The sequence below is a fragment of the Nonomuraea sp. NPDC049269 genome (assembly GCF_043197155.1).
In the GTDB taxonomy this organism is placed as follows: Bacteria; Actinomycetota; Actinomycetes; order Streptosporangiales; family Streptosporangiaceae; genus Nonomuraea.
Map to the genome: position 1 here is coordinate 516,875 of NZ_JBICSO010000007.1, position 19,460 is coordinate 536,334.

20 protein-coding genes and 2 pseudogenes are annotated in these 19,460 nt (G+C 69.3%); 12 read left to right on the forward strand and 10 right to left on the reverse strand.

The window, feature by feature from the left end; translation table 11 throughout:
• Nucleotides 1-52 precede the first annotated feature (52 nt).
• Nucleotides 53-1,015, forward strand: a complete 963-nt coding sequence (locus ACGFNP_RS37940; protein ID WP_393327060.1) for a dienelactone hydrolase family protein — start codon at nucleotides 53-55, stop codon at nucleotides 1,013-1,015.
• Nucleotides 1,016-1,196: 181 nt separating this feature from the next.
• On the opposite strand, the gene ACGFNP_RS37945 is transcribed toward ACGFNP_RS37940, so the two are convergent.
• Complete coding sequence (locus ACGFNP_RS37945; RefSeq protein WP_219527437.1) at nucleotides 1,197-2,582, reverse strand: glycine--tRNA ligase; 1,386 nt, start codon at nucleotides 2,580-2,582, stop codon at nucleotides 1,197-1,199.
• A gap of 94 nt (nucleotides 2,583-2,676) precedes the next feature.
• Nucleotides 2,677-2,964, reverse strand: a complete 288-nt coding sequence (locus ACGFNP_RS37950; RefSeq protein ID WP_214638288.1) for an antibiotic biosynthesis monooxygenase family protein — start codon at nucleotides 2,962-2,964, stop codon at nucleotides 2,677-2,679.
• A gap of 98 nt (nucleotides 2,965-3,062) precedes the next feature.
• Here ACGFNP_RS37950 and ACGFNP_RS37955 point away from each other — a divergent pair, with 98 nt between their 5' ends.
• Genes ACGFNP_RS37955 through ACGFNP_RS37975 form a run of 5 tightly spaced genes read left to right on the forward strand, consistent with a single transcriptional unit; the run spans nucleotide 3,063 to nucleotide 6,398 of the window.
• A complete protein-coding gene (locus ACGFNP_RS37955) occupies nucleotides 3,063-3,425 on the forward strand; it encodes a DUF6703 family protein (RefSeq protein WP_358317696.1) in 363 nt (120 codons plus the stop codon).
• 48 nt (nucleotides 3,426-3,473) lie between these two features.
• Entirely contained in the window at nucleotides 3,474-4,364 is an 891-nt protein-coding gene (locus tag ACGFNP_RS37960) for a metal ABC transporter substrate-binding protein (protein WP_393327512.1), read from the forward strand.
• On the forward strand, nucleotides 4,361-5,137 hold the full coding sequence (locus tag ACGFNP_RS37965; protein ID WP_393327065.1) for a metal ABC transporter ATP-binding protein: 777 nt from the start codon (nucleotides 4,361-4,363) through the stop codon (nucleotides 5,135-5,137). The genes ACGFNP_RS37960 and ACGFNP_RS37965 overlap by 4 nt, the downstream gene beginning before the upstream one ends.
• On the forward strand, nucleotides 5,134-6,009 hold the full coding sequence (locus ACGFNP_RS37970; protein ID WP_393327068.1) for a metal ABC transporter permease: 876 nt from the start codon (nucleotides 5,134-5,136) through the stop codon (nucleotides 6,007-6,009). Before ACGFNP_RS37965 ends, ACGFNP_RS37970 begins: the two co-directional genes overlap by 4 nt.
• A complete protein-coding gene (locus ACGFNP_RS37975; protein WP_393327071.1) occupies nucleotides 6,009-6,398 on the forward strand; it encodes a Fur family transcriptional regulator in 390 nt (129 codons plus the stop codon). The genes ACGFNP_RS37970 and ACGFNP_RS37975 overlap by 1 nt, the downstream gene beginning before the upstream one ends.
• Here the strand turns inward: ACGFNP_RS37975 and ACGFNP_RS37980 are convergent.
• Nucleotides 6,338-7,234, reverse strand: a complete 897-nt coding sequence (locus ACGFNP_RS37980; RefSeq protein ID WP_393327074.1) for a DMT family transporter — start codon at nucleotides 7,232-7,234, stop codon at nucleotides 6,338-6,340. The genes ACGFNP_RS37975 and ACGFNP_RS37980 overlap by 61 nt on opposite strands.
• 92 nt (nucleotides 7,235-7,326) lie before the next feature.
• Here ACGFNP_RS37980 and ACGFNP_RS37985 point away from each other — a divergent pair, with 92 nt between their 5' ends.
• Nucleotides 7,327-7,878, forward strand: a complete 552-nt coding sequence (locus ACGFNP_RS37985; RefSeq protein ID WP_358317688.1) for a CGNR zinc finger domain-containing protein — start codon at nucleotides 7,327-7,329, stop codon at nucleotides 7,876-7,878.
• A gap of 54 nt (nucleotides 7,879-7,932) precedes the next feature.
• Here the strand turns inward: ACGFNP_RS37985 and ACGFNP_RS37990 are convergent, their stop codons facing one another.
• The 6 genes from ACGFNP_RS37990 to ACGFNP_RS38015 form a co-directional block, all read right to left on the reverse strand.
• A complete protein-coding gene (locus ACGFNP_RS37990; protein ID WP_358317686.1) occupies nucleotides 7,933-8,400 on the reverse strand; it encodes a hypothetical protein in 468 nt (155 codons plus the stop codon).
• Nucleotides 8,401-8,411: 11 nt separating this feature from the next.
• Nucleotides 8,412-10,184 (reverse strand): ABC transporter ATP-binding protein, encoded by a 1,773-nt coding sequence (locus tag ACGFNP_RS37995; protein ID WP_393327078.1) that lies wholly within the window; start codon nucleotides 10,182-10,184, stop codon nucleotides 8,412-8,414.
• Nucleotides 10,181-11,701 carry an ABC transporter transmembrane domain-containing protein gene (locus ACGFNP_RS38000; RefSeq protein ID WP_393327081.1) on the reverse strand — a complete coding sequence of 507 codons (1,521 nt, stop codon included), beginning with the start codon at nucleotides 11,699-11,701 and terminating at the stop codon, nucleotides 10,181-10,183. Before ACGFNP_RS38000 ends, ACGFNP_RS37995 begins: the two co-directional genes overlap by 4 nt.
• 178 nt (nucleotides 11,702-11,879) lie before the next feature.
• Entirely contained in the window at nucleotides 11,880-12,110 is a 231-nt protein-coding gene (locus ACGFNP_RS38005) for a hypothetical protein (RefSeq protein WP_358317680.1), read from the reverse strand.
• A gap of 238 nt (nucleotides 12,111-12,348) precedes the next feature.
• Nucleotides 12,349-12,708 carry a nuclear transport factor 2 family protein gene (locus ACGFNP_RS38010; protein WP_358317678.1) on the reverse strand — a complete coding sequence of 120 codons (360 nt, stop codon included), beginning with the start codon at nucleotides 12,706-12,708 and terminating at the stop codon, nucleotides 12,349-12,351.
• Nucleotides 12,709-12,974: 266 nt separating this feature from the next.
• Nucleotides 12,975-14,261, reverse strand: a complete 1,287-nt coding sequence (locus ACGFNP_RS38015) for an MFS transporter (protein WP_393327084.1) — start codon at nucleotides 14,259-14,261, stop codon at nucleotides 12,975-12,977.
• A 57-nt stretch (nucleotides 14,262-14,318) separates the two neighbouring features.
• Between ACGFNP_RS38015 and ACGFNP_RS38020 the strand changes: the two genes are divergently transcribed.
• On the forward strand, nucleotides 14,319-15,341 hold the full coding sequence (locus ACGFNP_RS38020; RefSeq protein ID WP_358317674.1) for a DUF5937 family protein: 1,023 nt from the start codon (nucleotides 14,319-14,321) through the stop codon (nucleotides 15,339-15,341).
• A 259-nt stretch (nucleotides 15,342-15,600) separates the two neighbouring features.
• Here the strand turns inward: ACGFNP_RS38020 and ACGFNP_RS38025 are convergent, their stop codons facing one another.
• Nucleotides 15,601-16,209, reverse strand: coding sequence for a TetR/AcrR family transcriptional regulator (locus ACGFNP_RS38025; protein ID WP_393327087.1), 609 nt, complete (start codon nucleotides 16,207-16,209; stop codon nucleotides 15,601-15,603).
• A 92-nt stretch (nucleotides 16,210-16,301) separates the two neighbouring features.
• Between ACGFNP_RS38025 and ACGFNP_RS38030 the strand changes: the two are divergent.
• The 4 genes and pseudogenes from ACGFNP_RS38030 to ACGFNP_RS38045 all read left to right on the forward strand — a co-directional run.
• A pseudogene (locus tag ACGFNP_RS38030) lies at nucleotides 16,302-16,478 on the forward strand (SDR family oxidoreductase); the annotation flags it as partial.
• Between the two features lie 21 nt (nucleotides 16,479-16,499).
• Nucleotides 16,500-16,730, forward strand: a pseudogene (locus ACGFNP_RS38035) (ester cyclase); the annotation flags it as partial.
• Nucleotides 16,731-16,776: 46 nt separating this feature from the next.
• Nucleotides 16,777-17,463, forward strand: coding sequence for an SDR family NAD(P)-dependent oxidoreductase (locus tag ACGFNP_RS38040; protein ID WP_393327090.1), 687 nt, complete (start codon nucleotides 16,777-16,779; stop codon nucleotides 17,461-17,463).
• Between the two features lie 451 nt (nucleotides 17,464-17,914).
• Nucleotides 17,915-19,123: a cytochrome P450 gene (locus ACGFNP_RS38045; RefSeq protein WP_393327093.1), complete on the forward strand. Its 1,209-nt coding sequence runs from the start codon at nucleotides 17,915-17,917 to the stop codon at nucleotides 19,121-19,123.
• The last annotated feature ends 337 nt before the right edge of the window (nucleotides 19,124-19,460 follow it).

Below are 19,460 nucleotides of genomic sequence, written 5' to 3' on the forward strand. Positions count from 1 at the left end.
GCCGCTCAATCTTTTGCCCGGTCTTTCGCTGGAGAGGGGTACATCTCCCGACATGACGCCCATCCAGCGCTACCTCGCGGAAGAGGTGGCCATCGACCACGCGGACGGCCTCATCCCACGTCGCGAAGCGCTGCGCCGACTGGGCCTCCTCGGCATCGCCCTGCCCGCCGCCAGCGCCCTGCTCACCGCCTGCGGCGCGCCACCGGAGCCGGCTCGCGGCACGTCAGCGACCTCATCCGGAGCCGCTCCGGCGGCCTCATCCGGCGCCCCGGCGGCATCGTCCGATCCTGCCGGCACACCAGCCACATCCGCCTCCCCGGCCGGCCCATCGCCCCTGCCCACGCGGCCCATCACCTTTCCCGGCCCCGAGGGGACGACACTGCAGGGCGCCTGGGCCGCAGCCGCGGACCCGAAGGGCGCCGTCCTGGTCATCCACGAGAACCGCGGCCTCACCGACCACATCCGCTCGGTGGCCGGCCGGCTCGCCGCCAGCGGCTACTCGGCCCTGGCGATCGACCTGCTGTCACGTGAGGGCGGCACCGCCTCGTTCGCCGACTCCGCGCAGGCCACCGCCAAGCTGGGCGAGATCCCGCCCGAACGCTTCGTCGCCGACATGAAGGCAGGCTTGGGAGAGCTGACCAATCGGGCGAACGGCGCGAAGCTGGGCGTGATCGGCTTCTGCTTCGGCGGCGGCATGACCTGGCTCCTGCTGTCGTCGGCCGAACCCCGCCTGGCCGCCGCCGCACCCTTCTACGGCCCGCTCCCCGACCACGCCGACTTCACGGGCACCAAGGCCGCCGTCCTGGCCATCTACGCGGAGCAGGACAACCGCGTCAACGCCAGCAGGGACGCCGCCAAGGCCGCCCTGGAAAAGGCCGGCCTCCCCCACGAGATCGTGACCTTCCCGGGCGTGAACCATGCCTTCTTCAACGACACGGGCCCGCGCTACAACGCCAAGGCCGCCGCGCAGGCGTACCAACGGGTCCTGGACTGGTTCGGGGACCACCTGTCCTGACCTGGTAGACGCCCTCCGGCATAACGACATCGACCCCGCCCACGGTCCCGAAAGACCGCGAACGGGGTCAAGAATGCGCACGTCACGGCGCCCAGCCCCGTAAACCGCAGGAGCGTGCCCCTGGAGGGAGGCCAGCCCCGCACGGAGGGTGGGGCTGGCCCATGCTGGCCGTAAAAGAAAATCAGTCGTTAAGGTGCTGGCGGAGGTAAGAGTCGACCGCGTCGAGGGAGATGCGCTCCTGGGCCATCGAGTCGCGCTCGCGGATCGTGACCGCCTGGTCCTCAAGAGTGTCGAAGTCGACCGTGATGCAGAACGGCGTGCCGATCTCGTCCTGGCGCCGGTAGCGCCGGCCGATCGCGCCCGCGTCGTCGAACTCGACGTTCCACCGCCGGCGCAGCTGCGCGGCCAGGTCGCGGGCCTTCGGCGACAGGTCGGCGTTGCGGGACAGCGGCAGCACCGCGGCCTTGACCGGGGCGAGCCGGTGGTCGAGCCGCATGACCGTGCGCTTCTCCATGACGCCCTTGGCGTTGGGCGCCTCGTCCTCGGTGTAGGCGTCGAGCAGGAACGTCAGCGTGGCCCGGTCGACACCCGCCGCCGGCTCGATGACGTAGGGCACGTAGCGCTCGCCCGTGTCCTGCTCGAAGAAGCTCAGGTCGACGCCCGACGCCTTGGAGTGGGCGGTCAGGTCGAAGTCGGTGCGGTTGGCGATGCCTTCGAGCTCACCCCACTCGCCGCCCGCGAAGTTGAAGCGGTATTCGACGTCGACCGTGCGCTTGGAGTAGTGGGACAGCTTCTCCTTGGGGTGCTCGTAGAGCCGGAGATTGTCCTTGTTGATGCCCAGATCGGAGTACCAGCGGAAGCGCTCGTCGATCCAGTACTGGTGCCACTCCTCGTCGCTGCCCGGCTTGACGAAGAACTCCATCTCCATCTGCTCGAACTCGCGGGTGCGGAAGATGAAGTTGCCCGGCGTGATCTCGTTGCGGAAGGACTTGCCGACCTGGCCGATGCCGAACGGGATCTTCTTGCGCGCCGACTGCTGCACGTTGAGGTAGTTGATGAAGATGCCCTGCGCGGTCTCCGGGCGCAGGTAGGCCAGGCCGGACTCGTCCTCGACCGGGCCGAGGTAGGTCTTGAGCAGGCCGCTGAACTGCTTCGGGTCGGTGAAGGCGCCCTTGTTGCCGCAGTTGGGGCAGGTGATGTCGGCCAGGCCGTTCTCGGGCGCCTTGCCGTTCTTCTCCTCGTACGCCTCAAGGAGATGGTCGGCGCGGTAGCGCTTGTGGCACGACTGGCACTCGGTCAGCGGGTCGGTGAAGGTCTCCACGTGGCCGCTGGCCTGCCAGACCTCGCGGGCCAGGATGACGCAGGAGTCGAGGCCCACCACGTCGTCGCGCGACTGGACCATCGAAAGCCACCACTGCCGCTTGACGTTGTTCTTCAGCTCGACGCCCAGGGGACCGTAGTCCCACGATGCGCGCAGTCCGCCGTAGATCTCGCTCGACGGGTAAACGAGCCCGCGGCGTTTGGCGAGGCTGACGATCGTGTCCATGACGTCTGTGCGTCGTGCCATTTTGGTTGCGTCTCTTTCCGGCTGGAGGTCGGCGAGGGAATTGGATGAGCTCCCAGCTTAGGGGACGCCCGGGAGCCCTCGCGCGCGAGTATTTCTACTCGCCGTCTTGTAGGTAAACGTCCTCGAACGCACTCGGTTCGTTGACCATGAGGATCATCAGGGGATACATCGCCATCCGCGCCGCGGACAGGGCTCTGCGGTAGAAACCGGCGCCCTCCCACTCACTGACCAGCGCCCACAGATTGGGCTCGTCGACCGAGCGGGCCAACCGGCCGCGCAGGAATCCGGGCTGGTCGGCCAGTGTCTGGAGGATGACATGGCCTTGCTTGACGAAGTCTTGGGACTGGGACTCTGGGACGGTGTAACGGATTACGGCGAGCACGCACACCAGGATGTCAGACGATTACGCACCGCTGGGCAATTCCAGCCCCTGGCCTGCTCACACCCACCGGCCGATTCCGGCGGCGCTAGGCTCGGCGCGTGGCCTCCAAAGACAACCGCCGCAAGAATCCCCGGCGACCGCTCCCCGCCGGCGAGCAGTTCTTCACGCCCGGCGCGACCGGCCTGCGCAAGTCCGTCGAGGAGCGCAGCGCGACCCCGCTGGCGTTCCTGTACACGCAGGTGCCCAAGTGGGCGGCGCCCGCCGCGCTGGTGGTGCTCCTGCTGGCCGGGTTCGCCGTGAACAACTGGCTGGGCGGCGTGGCGGTGCTGCCGGTGCTGGCGTTCGTGGGCTGGCTGGCGTACCTGTCCTGGCCGTCGCTGAGCGTCGGCGGGCGGTTGCTGCGGGTCGTGATGCTGGCCTTCCTCCTGGTCCTTGCCGCCGACCGGTTCGGAGTGTTTTAGCCATAGATTTTGACAATCATTTTCATTTTCCCCATAATCGGTGGCGTGATGTCCCGAACGCCCCGAATCAGTGCTGCAATCCTCGCGACCACCCTGATGACCGCCGCCTGCTCCGGCTCCGGCGCCGCGGACACGGCCAAGGACGGCAAGCCCGCCGTGATCGCCGCCTTCTACCCGCTCCAGTGGCTCACCGAGCAGGTCGGCGGCTCCGACGTGAACGTGTCCGTGCTGACCGCCCCCGGTGTCGAACCGCACGACCTGGAGCTCGGCGCGCACCAGGTGGCCCAGCTTGAGGACGCGGCGCTGACCGTCTACATCAAGGGCGTCCAGCCGGCCGTGGACGACGCGGTCGCCCAGGACACGAGCTTCGACGTCGCCACCGCCGTCAAGACCCTCCCCGCGAGCGAGCACGAGGAAGGCCACGACATCGCGTACGACCCGCACCTCTGGCTGGACCCGTCCCGCCTGGCCACCGTCGCCGCCAAGCTCGGCGAGCGGCTGGCCGCCATCGACCCCGCGCACGCCCAGGGCTACCGGGACCGCGCGGTCAAGACGGCGGGCGCGCTGGGGACACTCGACCAGGAGTACGCCAAGGGCCTGACCACCTGCGCGACCAAGACGCTGGTCACCAGCCACCAGGCGTTCGGTTACCTGGCCGACCGCTATCACCTCAAGCAGATCGGCATCACCCTCGACCCGGAGACCGAGCCCTCCCCCGCCCGCATCGCCGAGGTCGCCAAGCTGGCCAAGGACGAGAAGGCGACCACGATCTTCACCGAATCCCTGGTCAGCCCCAAGGTCGCCGAAGTGCTCGCCAAGGAGATCGGCGCGAAGACGGCGGTGCTCGACCCGCTGGAGAGCAAGCCGCCGGGCGACTACCTGTCGGCCATGCGCGCCAACCTGAAGACTCTGCAGAGCGCATTGGGGTGCCCGGCATGAGCGACAGCGCCTTCTCCATGACCGGCGGCCGGGTGAGCCTGGACCGGCGGGACATCCTGCGCGGCATCGACCTCACGGTCTGCCCCGGCGAGGTCGTCGCCGTCATGGGCGCCAACGGCTCCGGCAAGTCCACGCTGGTCCGCACCCTGCTGGGCCTCACCCCGCTCTCGGGCGGCCAGACCCTGGTGTACGGCACGCCGCCCGCGAAGTTCCGCGAGTGGTGGCGCATCGGCTACGTGCCGCAGCGCCTGGCCGTCGGCGGCGGGGTGCCCGCCACGGTCCGCGAGGTCGTGACCTCCGGCCGCATCGCCAGGCAGAGCCGGCTGCGCCGTACCAGCCCCGAGGACAAGGCGGCGGCGGCGAGCGCGCTGGAGGCCGTCGGGCTGTCCGACCGGGCGGGCGATCCGGTGCAGTCGCTGTCCGGCGGCCAGCAGCAGCGGGTGCTGATCGCCCGCGCGCTGGCGGGCGAGCCCGACACGTACGTGATGGACGAACCCACCGCCGGCGTCGACGCGGACACCCAGCAGTTGCTCGCCGACACGCTGGCCACGCTGGTGCTGAACGGCAAGACCATCGTGCTCGTCGCCCACGAGCTCGGCCCGCTCGAGCCGCTCATCACCCGCGGCGTGGTGGTCCGCGAGGGCCGGATCGCGCACGACGGAAGGCCGCCGCGGCCCGAGGGCGACTGCGCGCGACCGGGACACGAACACGTACACCCGCACGCCGCCGAGGCGGCCGCGGGACCCCTTTCCGGATGGCAGGGAGAGTCATGATCGAGCTGTTGGACAAGCAGTTCTTCCAGCTCGCGCTCATCGCGGCCCTGCTGGTGGGGCTCTGCGCACCCGCTGTCGGCACGTTCATCGTCCAGCGCAGGCTCGCCCTGCTCGGCGACGGCATCGGGCACGTGGCGCTGACCGGCGTCGCGCTGGGCTTCCTGACCGGCACCGCGCCCGTGCTCACGGCCGTGGCCGTGTCGGTCATCGGCGCCGTGGCCATCGAGCTGGTCCGGGCGCGCGGGCGTACCAGCGGCGACGTGGCTCTGGCGCTGCTGTTCTACGGCGGCATCGCGGGCGGCGTCATGCTCATGGGCATCGCGCCGGGTGGCAGCAACGCCAAGCTGAACTCGTACCTGTTCGGCGCCATCGCCAGCGTCACCACCCAGGACATCTGGATCATCGGCGCGCTGGCCGTCGCGGTGATCGCGGTGGTCGTGATCTTCGGCAGGGAGCTGTTCGTGCTCTGCCAGGACGAGGAGATGGCCCGCGCCAGTGGCCTGCCGGTGCGCTTCCTCAGCCTGCTGATCGCCGTCACGGCCGCGCTGACCGTGGTCATCGCCATGCGCGTGGTCGGGTTGCTGCTGGTCAGCGCGCTGATGGTGATCCCGGTGGCGACCAGTCAGCAGCTCACCAGAGGGTTCCGCTCGACGATGGGGCTGGCCATGCTGTTCGGCGTCGTCGCGGCGGTGGGCGGGCTGCTCAGCTCGACGCTGTCCGCCAGGGTGCCGCCGGGCGCCGCGATCGTTCTTCTTGCCCTCTGCGGCTTCGTCCTGGCGCTCGGTGTCGGTAAGTTCGTACGGCGAGGCCGACCCCGGGAGTCCACAGTGAGCGAGCGATCCAGCATGCGCGTCGAGGAGGTCACACGATGATGTCCACGAGACGTGACGCCGTGCACGACACGCTCCGCCAGAGCGATGGTTTCCGCAGCGCGCAGGACGTCTACGCCGAGATGCGCGCCCACGGCGCCAAGATCGGCCTGACCACGGTCTACCGGGCGCTCCAGGCGCTGGCCGACGGCGGCCTCGTCGACGTGCTGCGCACCGACGACGGCGAGTCCGTCTACCGCGCGTGCGCCAGCGGCGACCACCATCACCACCTGGTGTGCCGCCGCTGCGGCCGGACGGTCGAGGTGGCCGGTCCCGCCGTCGAACGCTGGGCGGAGACGGTCGGCTCCGAGCACGGCTTCACCGAGATCACTCACACGGTCGAGGTGTTCGGCACCTGCTCGGTCTGTTCGGCCTCGGTACGGGCGGGCTGAGCACGACGCGAGCCGTACAGCACTCCCAGCACGATCACCGCGCACCCGGCGAGCTGGAACGGCGACGGGTGCTCACCGAGCAGCACGGCCGACAGCGCGACCGTCGTCATGGGCTGGATGAGCAGGAGCAACGCGGTGAGCGCGGCGGGCTGCCTGGGCAGCGAGAACGAGATCAGCGTCCAGCCGATCACCTGCGGCCCGAGCGCGAGCAGCAGCAGCCAGCCGTGCGCCGGCCAGCTCGGCACGAAGTCGGCGCCCCCGAACACCGGGCTCAGCGCGGCCATCGCGAGCGTGGCCACGACGGTGGCGTGCGCCAACGGCCCGACCGTACGCCCCGAGCCACCCTTCAACACCAGCAGGAACGCCGCGTACGAGATCGAGGTGGCCACCCCCGTCACCACTCCGAGCACCGGGTTCGCCCCATATGCGGCGCTGTCGAAGACCCCCGAGATCAGCACCACTCCGGCGAACACCACCGGGGTGGCCCGCATCAGCCGGTTCGACGGCCGCTCGCGGAAGAGCGCCCACGCCGCGAAGGCCACGATGAAGACCTGTAGGTTCCCCAGCACGGTCGCCAGCCCCGCGCCCACGTACTTGATAGCTTGGTGCCAGAACAGCAGGTCGAACGCGAACAGCACGCCCGCCAGCCACGCCAGGTTGCGGCTGCGGGCAGGCAGGGGGCCCAGCTTCCGCCGTTCGAACCAGGCCAGCACCAGCATCGGCGGCAGCGCGTACGCGCACCGGAAGAACGCCGAGGTGGCCGGCGAGACCCCCGACAGCCGGACCAGGGGCGCGGAGGTGGAGATGATCAGCGCACCCGCTATCGCGATCAGCACGATACGGCGATGTGCACCCACAGAAACCCCTGACACCCTTGGAGAGAGATACGCTGCGACCACGCTAGAACCGGTACTCGACAGGAGTCAACATGCCGTTTGGCCATGACATGGTGTATTCGCTGGCCACGGTCGTAGAGCTGGTCAACACCTCCCCGTCGACCGGCGGCGACACCGACGGCCTGGCCGAGCTGGCCGACCTGCACGAATTCGTCGAGTCGCGCCAGGTCAGCGGCATCGGCGCCCTCACGGCCCGCGACCTCGGGCAGGTGCGGCTGCTGCGGGAGGCGTTCCACCGCGTCTTCACCGCCCCGGACCAGCCGACCGCCGTACGCCTCCTCAACGGGCTCCTGTCGAAGACGCGCATCACGCCCCGGCTGACGGAGCACGATGGGCATCCGCTGCACATGCACTACTTCGCACCGGACGCGACCCTTTCCGAGCATCTGGCGGCGGACTGCGGGGTGGCACTGGCGCATCTGGTGGTGGACGGGGAGTGGGAGCGGCTACGGACCTGTTCGGCGCCTGACTGCGACCGGGTGTTCGTGGACGAGTCGCGTAATCGGTCGCGGGTCTATTGCGACAGCCGTACTTGTGGGAATCGCATGCATGTGGCCGCCTATCGGGCTCGGCGGCGGGCCTGACAAGTTCGAGCCAACATGTGGGTGGTTCGGCTGAAACTCCACACGTTGGAGCAGTTATTCGGTCTGGGATGAGCGTGCGGTGTGGTTGCGCCATGCGGTCCTAAGGGCTTCAAGTTCGAGCCGAGGGAACGGCTCTCCCCACTTTCCGTGGTATCCGCTTTCGTCATAGCGTCGCACGACGTCGTCGAAACAGCGGATGACGGCTCGGGCCAGGGTGTCGACCGTTTGCCAGCTCGACCAGATCTCGGTGCCGGCGTTGTCATGACGGCGGCCATCGGGCAATTGAAGCAGCCGCACCCAGACGTCGTCGCCGCCTCGATAGAAGATCCAGCGGAAGGCTGTCGGTTCGGCTTCGAACTGAGCCCGCGTCTGCTCTTCCCCGAGCACCAGCCGGGCTGTCGCGGTCAAGAGTTCCTCAGGAGCCGCGGTGATATAGGACGCGGTGACCTCCGCCTCGGCCTGGTCGTCGGCAACGGTGCAGTCGGCCCATCCCGACCCCGCCAGCGTCCAGCGCAATGACATCTGTGTCATGGTCATCCCTGTTCTGGTTGCGCGCCGACACTCCGCGAGCCGTGCCACGATCTCCACAGCGCCTCGTACGCCCCGCCCGCCGCGACCAGCTCGTCGTGGGCTCCGACCTCCACCACGCGGCCGTTGTCCATGACCACCACCCGGTCGGCGTCGCGGGCCGTGTGCAGGCGGTGGGCGATCGCGATGACGGTCCGCCCCTCCAGGACGGCGGCGAGCGAGCGTTCGGCGCGCCTGGCCGTACGGGGGTCGAGCATGGCGGTGGCCTCGTCGAGGATGACGGTGTGCGGATCGGCCAGGATGACCCTGGCCAGGGCGAGCTGCTGGACCCGGTCCGGGCCGAGGGTGGCGCCGGACGACTGGGACCCCAGCTCGTCGTCGAGCGAGGCGATCCAGTCGGCGCCGACCGCCGCCAGCGCCTTGCCCAGGCGGTCGTCGCCGGCCGTCGGATCTGCCAGCAGCAGGTTGTCGCGGACGGTGCCGAGGAACAGGTGCTGTTCCTGGGTGACCAGGACGACGTGCTCGCGGAGTTGGGCTGGGGAGAGGTCGGCGACGGGCACCGAGCCGACGGTGACCGTGCCCAGGCGGGGGTGGTCGATGCCGGCCAGCAGCTTGCCCAGGGTGGACTTGCCGGCTCCCGAGGGGCCGACGACGGCCAGACGCTCGCCGGGCCGTACGGTCAGATCGACGCCGGTCACCACGTCGTCGCCGCCTTCGTAGGCGAAGTGCACGCCGCACGCCTCGATGCGGTCGCCCTGCGGCGCCTCGATGCGGTCGCTCTGCGGCGCCGCAGCGGCCACCTCCTCCCGCGCCGGTGTCGCGAGGCCCTCGATCCTGGCGAAGGAGGCACCGCTGCTCTGCAACTGCTCCAGCCAGATCAGGATCGTCTCGATCGGCTGGCCGAGCTGGCGCAGGTAGAGCACGCAGGTGACGACCGCGCCCAGCGTGACCTGGCCTCGGTCCAGGAGCACCCCGCCGAGCAGCAGTACCAGCACGGGCGGCAGGAGCGAGGAGACCTCCACCGAGGGCCAGAGCACGCTGCGCAGGAAGAGGGTCCGCAGCTGGGCGGCCCGGCTGCGCTCGATCACCCGTTCCGCCGCCCGCGTGCGCTTGGCCTGCAGGCCCAGGACCTCGATGGTGCGGGCACCCGCGGCGTTGGCGGCCAGGTGCTCGGCCAGCTCCGAGCGGGCGGCGCCTTCCTCCAGGTAGGCGGGGCGGGCGCGGCGAAGGTACCAGCGGGAGGCGGCCACGATGCCGGCCAGCGCGAGCAGGCCGCAGGCGCCCAGGACCGGGGCGACCAGGAAGACGGCGACGATCAGGAAGAGCGCCTGCAGGCTCGAGACGAGGATCGCGGGGGCGGCGTCGCGCAGGGTGCGGCCGACGACGGCCACGTCGGTGGTTCCGCGGGCGGTCAGGTCGCCGGTGCGGATGTGCTCGACCGTGGCGGCGGGCAGGGCCAGCACGCGGTCCAGGAGTTCGGCGCGGATGTGTTCCTGGACACGCTCGCTGAAGCGAGTGCCGATCTTCTCGGCGTACCTGGACAAAACCAGCTGGGCCAGCGCCGCGCCCACGGCGATCGCGGCGAGCAGGTCGACCGTGCCTCCGGCGCTGATGGAGTCGATGATGCGGCCCAGCAACCACGGGCTGACCAGCGCGGCCGCCGCCGCCAGGCTGTTGAGCAGCAGCGTCGCGGTGAAGCCCGGCACGTCGTGCCTGACCAGGCGCAGAGCGGCTCGCCGTACCTGCCGGCGGTCGGCGATGGGCAGGTCGCGGTTCATGCGAGCACCGACCGGTAGGCCGGGGTGGACTCCATCAGCTCGCGGTGGGTGCCGGAGGCGGCCACCCGCCCGTCCTCGATGAACAGCACCTGGTCGGTCTGGGTGAGCAGCAGCGGCGAGGTGGTGGCCACGACCGTCGTACGGCCGGCGCGTGCCGTACGGAGCCGCCCCGCGAGCAGGGATTCGGTGTGCGCGTCCAGCGCGGAGGTGGGCTCCACGGCCAGCAGCACCTCGGGCTCGGCCAGCAGCGCCCGGGCCAGGCGTACACGCTGACGCTGGCCGCCCGACAGGTTGCGGCCGCCGGGTTCGATCATGGAGTCGAGCCCGTGGCGCAGCCCTGCGAGCACGTCCTGCGCCGCGGCGACGTGCACGGCCCGGTGAATGGCCTCGTCGTCCGCCTCGCCCCGGCCCTGGAGGACCTCGCGCAGCGTGCCCGCGAACAGAGCGGCGTCGTGGTCGGCGATCAAGGAGGTGCCGTCGAACCCGCCCAGCCCTTCGAGCAGCGCCAAGCTCTCCTCGGGCCGGGCGCTGACCAGCCCCACCAGGCTCCCCGGCGCGACCTCCGGCCCGGCGGGCCGGGGCCGCTCCTCGGCGCGCAGCGCGAGGAAGCGGGTGACCTGGCGGGCGGCGACCAGGCCGTGGCTGATCTGGAAGCTACCTTCGATGAAGAAGGAGACCGGCACCACCAGCACGGCGATGTACCCGTACACCCCGACCAGCTCGCCCACCGTGATCGCCCCCTCGGCGGCCAGCCGGGCGCCCAGCCAGATGACGGCGGCCAGGAACAGGGCGGGCAATCCGGCGCCCAGCGCGCCGATCCAGCTCGTCAGCGACGCCACCCGGTAGCCCTGCTCGCGCAGGCTCGCCGAGTCGGCGCGGTACCGCTCGGCGTAGGTGCCCTTGCCGCCGAAGGCGTTGAGCACCCGCAGCCCCTCGATCAGGTCGACCAGGCGGGTGGTCAGCCTGCCCTGGTTCTCGCGGTAGCCGTTCTGCACCTTCATCAGCCGCCCGAGCAGCGGGCCGAGCAGGATCGCCAGCAGCGGCACGCCCAGCAGCACCACCACGGCCAGCACCACGGAGACCTGCAGCAGCAGCGCCGCCACCACGCCGTAGCTGATCACCGCGCCCACGCCGGGGCCGGTCACCGTCAGCGAGGCGGCGATGGTGACGATGTCGCCGATGCCGATCGTCACCACGTCGCCTGTCGAAGCGCGCTTGGGCAGGTCGGCGCCCAGCTTGTTGATCTGCTCGACCAGGGCGCGCACGGTGCGGAAGTAGGCGTCCATCCGGATCTTGGTCATCGTGCGGTGCCGCAACATCGCCAGCCAGGCGTTGACCAGGCCCGCGCCGAGCAGCGCCAGCACCCAGCCGGGCGCCAGGTTGTCGTCGATCGCCCTGGACAGCAGGTACGGCGGGAGCGTCAGGCCCACCATCCAGAGGGTTCCCAGTGTCGCGCCCAGCGCGACCCGGCCCTTCTGCGCCCAGGCCAGCCAGCACAGATACCGAGCCGCCTTCATGGGTGATCACGCTAGAGCATGGCTTTGGCGGCTCTTTACCCGCCTTGGAGCGGCCGTTCGCAGCACTCGGAATGGCTCACTGTTAGTGAAGTTGATCGAAGCAGTAACCCCATGATCACACCCGTGATCATGGGACCACTATCGTTGTTCTACCGAGCGGAGACTTCTGAGCGGACGCTCAGCAGGGGGTCTCGTGGAACTCCGGGTAGGACCCACGCGTGCCCACCCACGTCTCATCTCCGACGCAGTTCTCGTACTTTATCCCCTTCAGCGTGGTGCGGCTCGAGTCGGTGTAGTAGTACGTCTCGCAGTGGTAGTCGATCTGGCAGGCGCGGGCGTGCGCGGGTGAGCTGATAACGGTGAGGGTGCCGAGAGCGAGCAGGACGGCCAGCGATGCGCGGCGAATCATGAAGATCCTTCCTGGGGCGAGGAGCGCTACTGCTCTCGATGATCGACTGCCGAAGCGAATAGATCAATAAGGTCAATACCGGTATTCAACAGGTTAAAACGACTGTCAGACCGAACGATGTACTGCCGAGCTCGTGGGCAACGTCGACGACCGCGCGGTGACCATCCACTGGGAAGGCAAGTGCTGTCGGTGGGGCCGAGCAGTGGGTGCGGCCGGCGCGAACGTCATCACGGCAGGCCTACATGGGCGTCTGGTGGAGGAGGACGACGCGCCAGCCCTCGGAGGTCCGGCGGTAGACCGTCGACGCAAGCCATGAGGACGTCTCATCGCCGGTAGTGCTTGTCAGTTTGTAGGTGACGACGGCTCCTGCGTCGCCGAGCGGCTTGACCACAACATCGTGTGCTCGGTTGCGCCGGTCCGGGTTCCCGGCTCCCTTGACGTACATGTCGAGAACCTGCTGCCTGGACACGATTCCGTAATGTCCCATGGCTACGAAGTCGTCGGCGCAGTGCTCTTCGAAAAAGCGCTCGTCATAGGCAGCGTCAGCGTCCAGCATCCGCTGCTCGAGTTCTGCCAGGGTCTTTTCGATGCCGCTCATCCAGCCAGCTCCTTTTTGTGAGGTGTGCGGCCCACGCTGCCAGCTGTACCTGACGTCTCCTGGCAGGTACTGCTGGAGATCCTGCAATGACAAAAGCACTGTCGGCGTGGCGAGCATCCTTCGTGTCGAAAGTGCGAATCGTGGCTGACGGATCTGCGGGTGTCGCGTCGCCCCGGCCACCGTGGAGGACTTGGAAGCGCTGGAGGCCGACGTACTGGCCGGGTTCGTGCTGGCGCGAGCAGCGGCGGGGCTGTCGTACGGGACCATCAGCTCCGACGTGATGCACCTGGAGCAGGCACGGGCGTGGTTCGGTCCGATCGCTGTGGGAGATGGAACCCGCCGACGCCGCCCGCCGCGTGCCGGGCCACCGCGGCGGCGCCCGTGCCGGCCAGGACGAAGAGGGCGGCCAGGCCGACCCAGCCCGCGGTGCCGTGTTCGACGGCGGCGGTGGCGAGGATCGGGGAGAACATGGCCGCGATCGCGTAGCCGGTCTGGCTGAGGCCTTGGTAGGCGCCGGCGCTGCGCTGGTCGGCCAGTTCGAAGGCCATGCCCCAGCCACCCGCCTCGCCCAGGATCTCCCCCATGGTGTGGGCGAACGCGGCCAGGACGAACAGGACGCAGGCGACGATCATGTTTCCGAAGCCGGCCAGGGCGTACAGACCGCATGCCATCGCGAGCAACCACGACGCGCGCCTGACCGCGCGCCCGGCCTTGCGCACGTCGTCGGTGCCGCGCGAGGCGCGCACCTGGAGTACGGCCACGACCACGGTGTTGAGGACGAGTAGCACGGAGACGATGGCGGTGGGCGCGTCGGTGGTGGCCACCCAGAGCGGCATGCCGACGGTCAGCAGGCCGAACTGCGTGGCCACCACGGCGTTGCACGCCACGCTCGCGATGTACGTACGGTCGCTGAGTGGTGAAGGCCCGGTGGACGCGGTGCGCTCCCTGACGGCTGCCATCCTGGCGGCGAGCTCCGGCACCTGCCGCCCGAGCCCGGCCAGCGGCACGGTGGCCGCCAGCAGCAGGACGCCGGCGACGACCACCGCGACACGGTACGCCGACGCGGTGCCGATCAGGAGCGCCGCCGCAGCGGCCACCGTGCCCAGGCCGATGAAGACGTTCGTGACCACGCGCATCCGTGCCCGGACCTCGACCCGCTCCGGGCCGGTATACCACCGCGCCAGCATCGCCTGCTTCGACGAGGAGCCCACCGCACGCGTGATCACGGCCAGGCAGGCGATCAGGGTGAACACGACGGCGTCAGAGACGAACGTGTAGGCGAGCAGCGCAACCCCGTTGAGCGCTGTCGCCACCGTCTGGACGTGGTGCGCGCCGACCCGGTCAGCCAGCCACCCTCCCGCGTACGAGGCCAGCACCCCGGTGCCGCCCGCGATGCCCAGCCCGAGACCCACCGTCGTCGCGCTGAGCCCGATGACGAGCGTGAAGTACAACGTGCTGACGGTGTAGAAGACACCGCTGGAGAGCGCGAACGCCATCGTGCTGACGGTCAGTGAGCGGGCCACGCGGTCCTGAGGGAAGAAGGTCTGGATCACGGGGGCCTTTATCCCGTAATAGGGCCTTTGTCGCCAATTGATGTAGCGTATGGCTTCATGGCGGGGCTGATCGAGTACGAACTCGCGGGGATGGACGTGGCCGACGTCCGCTTCGCCATCTCGCCGCTCAACGAGCTCACGTTGTCGTTGCGCACGTTCCGCGACCCTGGGCGCTATCCCGTGCACCTGCCCTGGCTGCGCCGCACGGAGCAGGCCCGATCCATGCTGGACCTGCCCCTGCTGCAAGCGCTCACCAACGACGACATGTGGACACCGGACTACCTGTCACCCCGCCCCCACGCCCCGCTCACCCGCATCGACGACGAACTCGCCACGGTCGCCCGCGTGCCCGTGGACCGGGTGCTCGACGACCTGCGCGCCATCCACCCCCGGCTCCCCGAGCCGCTGCGCGGCGACCCGTCGGCCCGCATCCTGGACGCGCTGCGGGACTACTGGCGCACCTGCTTCGCGCCCTGGTGGCCCAGGATGCGCGCGGTCCTGCAGGCCGACGTGGTCCACCGCGGCCAGGTCATCTCGGCCCGCGGCCTGGCCGCCATGTTCGCCGACCTCAACGAGCGCGTTCAGCTGAAGGACGGCGTCGTACGCATGCGGCTGATCAGCGACGCCCGCTATCGGCGCTCCACCAGCGGCGAGGGCCTCACCCTGGTCCCGACCCTCTTCGGCCGGGCCGCCACCGTCCCCATTTCCCCGGCCGAGCCCCCTTTGATCATGTACGGCACTCGGGGCGTCGGCACCCTCTGGCAACCGGAGCCCCGTCACTCCCCAGGAGTGCTCACCGACCTTCTGGGCGCCACCCGGGCAGGGCTGCTCACCATGCTCGAGGCCCCCGCCTCATCGACCGAACTCTCCGGCCGCCTGGGCGTCACCCCCTCGGCCGTCAATCAGCACCTCCGCACCCTCCGCGCCGCAGGCCTCCTCGCCAGCGCCCGCCACGGCCGCTCGGTCCTCTATCTGCGCTCGGAACTCGGCGACGCCCTCGTCGCCGGATCAGGACTTCGGGCCGTCGGTGTCGACCGCGGAGCGGAGGACGCTGCCCACCCCGTTCCCGGCGAGACATGACCACGACCCCGGAACAGTCTCTACGTGGGCGCCGCCGTCGACCGGCTGGAGACGAGTGGTCTGACCGTCGGACCGCAGATCCGCGCGCGCCTGTCACCGCTGCTGTTCGAGCACATCAGCTTCCACGGCTCCTCCCCCTTCCATCGCCCGGACCTGCACGGACGCCTGCGCGAGCTGCGTGAGGTCGCCCCCATCGGCGCCGCACTGCTTACCAGGCCACCGAGGCCACCACTATCTGCCGATCAGCCCGGGGCGGTTCTCAGGAGAGCGGCCAGTTGCGCAGGGCGGCGTCGGCCATCTCCTGGAGTTCGTCGCGGCCGACACCGCTCGCGGCTTGCACGGCGATGCCGAACGCCAGAGTGGTGACGTAGCGGGCCAGGAGCCCCGGATCGGTTTCCGGAGGAAGGTCGCCGTCGTCGACGGCTCGCTGGAACCGCTCTCGGACGCAGGAGTAGGAATCGTTGCGCCAGGCGACGAGAAGGTCGCGGACTTCACGCCCGGAGTCGCTGGCGGCCAGTGCGCCCTGGACGCCCAGGCACCCGTGGGGTTGGGCCGGGCGGGTAGTGGTTCGAACGGTGCCGGCCAGGATCGCGGTGGCGACGCCGAGGGCGGTCGGCTCCTCCAGGGCCTCCGCCAGGTATGCGCTCGGTCCTTCGGTGTAGCGCTCCAGGGCCTTGCGGAACAACTCCTCCTTGTTGCCGAAGGCCGCGTACATGCTGGTGGTGGAGATGCCCATCGCGTCCGCCAGGTGGGCCGTGCTGGCCCCCTCGTAGCCGTGCTCCCAGAAGGTCAGCACGGCGCGCTCGAGAGCTTCGTCGGCGTCGAATTTTCGCGGCCGGCCGATGGGGCCGCTCTGTTTCCTCCCCACTCCTTCAGTCTACCGCTTTTTGCAGCGATCGCTACAGAAGTGCTACCGTCGGACTTCTGCAGCGATCGCTGCAGAAATGGAAGGGCGCGTCGATGTGGGACTACTTAACCGACCCGGCGCAGTTCCAGCAGCACCTGGCTACGCGTGTGCCGCGGGGCCGGCTCGGGCGCCCGGAGGAGATCGCCGCCGCCGTGACCTTCCTCGCCAGCGAGCAGAGCAGTTTCATCACCGGTTCGAGCCTGTACGTCGACGGTGGCCTGAACCAGATCAAGGCCACCCGGGACGACCTCATCGCGATTCAGAAAGCTGACGTGGACGCGGTTCCGGACCTGCACTGGGAGCTCAAGGAACTGCTCTTCGACGGTGACCGTATGGCTGCGCGTCTGGTCAACACGGGCACTCCGGCGAAGGCGTGGCTCGGCGTGGCCCCCACCGGCGCCTCGTTCGAAATCGTCGAGTACGCCATTTATCAGGTCCACGTGCATGACGCCGGCGAACTACTCCGGCAGCTGACCGGCTGACCTCCGCGATCAGCGTCAGCAACCCACATATCTCGAAGGGAAAAGCATGACCATCACACTGATCACTGGGGCCAACAAAGGCATCGGCTTCGAAACAGCCAAACAGCTTCTGGCCCTGGGCCACGTCGTCTACATCGGCGCGCGTGACGTCGAGCGCGGCGAGAAGGCCGCGGCAGCACTTGGCGCACGATTCGTGCAACTCGATGTGACCGACGACGCATCGGTGAGCAGCGCTCTGGCGACGATCGACGCGGCCGAGGGCCGGCTCGACGTTCTGGTGCACAACGCGGGCATCCTGGGAGACGGAGTCATCGACGGTCCCACGGCTCTCCGCGTGTTCGACACCAACGCGGTGGGAATCGTGCGCGTCACGGAGTCGGCACTTCCCTTGCTGCGCAGATCATCGAACCCTAACGTGGTCACCGTTTCGAGCAGCGCCGGATCCTTTTGGGCAGTGAACAACCCCGACCGGCCGGAGTTCAACTTGCCCCTCACGCTTTACTCCGCGTCCAAGTCAGCAGCCACCATGCTCACGGTTCAGTACGCCAAGTCCCAGCCGGGCATCAAGTTCAATGCGATCGAGCCCGGCACCACCGCCACCGACATGACCGCGGCCTTCGGGATCGGAAGGTCACCGGAAGAGAGCGCCAGAACTGTCGTGCGCCTGGCCACCCTCGACGCGGACGGTCCGACAGGAACGTTCCAGGACGACACCGGGAAGTTGCGCTGGTAGGCGCGGGGGAACGATCGAGGGGCAACGCGACTGCGTTGCCCCTCGATCGTTTTGCGGCGGGCCAGGCCGGTGGAAGTTCCGCCATCGGGTGGACTGATCGCCGTCAAGATCGGCAGCGACTGCGACCGCACTGGTGGCGCTCGCCGACCTTCTGCCTCCAGGTCCGGCAGCGGAAGCGGCGGGGCCAGGACGGGCGGCAGGGCGGGCGGTGGACCAGCCAAGGAGTCCGATGGAAGCAGAAGTTTAAGAAAATTAAGATCGACTTCTTGAAAGTTGAAGTCCTATCCCCATCGTCAACGCCATCCGCGACCTGTTCACCCAGCAACCGGTCGGCACCGACATCTGGACCGCCCTCGGCTGGTGCATCGGCCTCCTCATCGTCACCTACGCCCTCGCCATGACCACCTACCGCCGCAAGATCTCCTAGGGCCCTACAAGACAAGGAAAGGTCATGAACGAACCCCTCCACAGCGTCACGACGATGCCGACGGCGCGTCAGCCCGGCTGCCCCTTCGACCCGCCGAAGGAGCTGATCCAGGCCCGAGAGCAGAGCCCGATCAGCCGCCTCCCCTTCGCCGACGGACATCAGGGCTGGCTGGTCACCGGCTTCGACCTGGTCCGGTCGGTCCTGGCCGACTCGCGGTTCAGCTCGCGCAAGGAGCTCATGGGCCACCACCCGACCATCGACTACGGCGGCTTCGAGGTCCCGCCGGCGCCGCCCGGTGAGTTCCTGTTCATGGACGAGCCGCAGCACGGCCGCTACCGCAAACCGCTGGTGGGCAAGTTCACCGTCCGGCGGATGCGGCTGCTCACCGAGCGCGTCGAGCAGGTCACCGCCGAGCACCTGGACGCGATGGAGAAGGCCGGGCCGTCGGCGGACCTGGTGACCGCGTTCGCCAAGCCCATCCCCGCCATCGTCATCTGTGAGCTGCTCGGGGTGCCGTACGAGGACCGGGGCCGCTTCCAGGACAACATCGACAAGTTCCTCAACGGGGAGGTCAGCGACGAGGACCAGTTCGCGGCCTACACCGCGACTCAGCAGTACCTCGCCGAACTGGTGGCCGCCAAGCGCGCGAACCCCACCGACGACGTGCTCAGCGACCTGCTCGACAGCGACCTCACGGACGAGGAACTGAAAGGGATGAGCCTGCTCCTGCTGGCGGCCGGGTTCGACACCACCACCAACATGCTCGCGCTGGGCACCTTCGCCCTGCTGCGGAACCCGGCCCAGTTGGCCGCGCTGCGCGCCGACCCTATGCTCGCCGACAAGGCCGTGGAGGAACTGATGCGGTACCTGAGCGTCGCCAAGCAGTTCCAGAGGGTCGCGCTGGAGGACGTCGAACTGGGCGGTCAGACCATCAAGGCCGGTACGACGGTCATCCTGTCCTACGCCACCGCCAACCGCGACCCCGAGCGCTTCACCGACCCTCACGTGCTCGACCTGCGCAGGCAGGACGGCGGGCACCTGGCCTTCGGCCACGGCATCCACCAGTGCCTGGGCCAGCAACTGGCCCGCGTCGAGATGCGCGTCGCCTTCCCCGCCCTGCTCAACCGCTTCCCCACCCTGCGCCTGGCCGTACCGGCCGACGAGGTCGCCCTGCGCCCGGAGACCGCCGACATCTACGGCGTCAAGAGCCTCCCGGTCACCTGGAACGCGTGACCGCCAGCCGGTGACGGGCCAGGACCCGTACGGCCCCCGCCACCGACGGCTCCATCGCCCTGGGCTCCGCGACCGGCCTGGTCGGGCACGTACTCGCCGAAAAGACCAGGGACATCAACCTGAACAGCAAGTCCATAGCCGAACTCGCCGACCACGTGCTGCCGGCCCTGACGGCGGCCATGAGCCGCTCAAGCAGCAGGATCCGGCAGAGGCCGACAACTTCCGCAGCACCGTCATCGTCGCCGTCGAAGCAGCCGCCCGGACCCACCAGGGCCGGCCCAGCCCCACCCTGGCTGACATGATCCGCAAGATCACCGCAGCCCTCGACGCCGCCTGA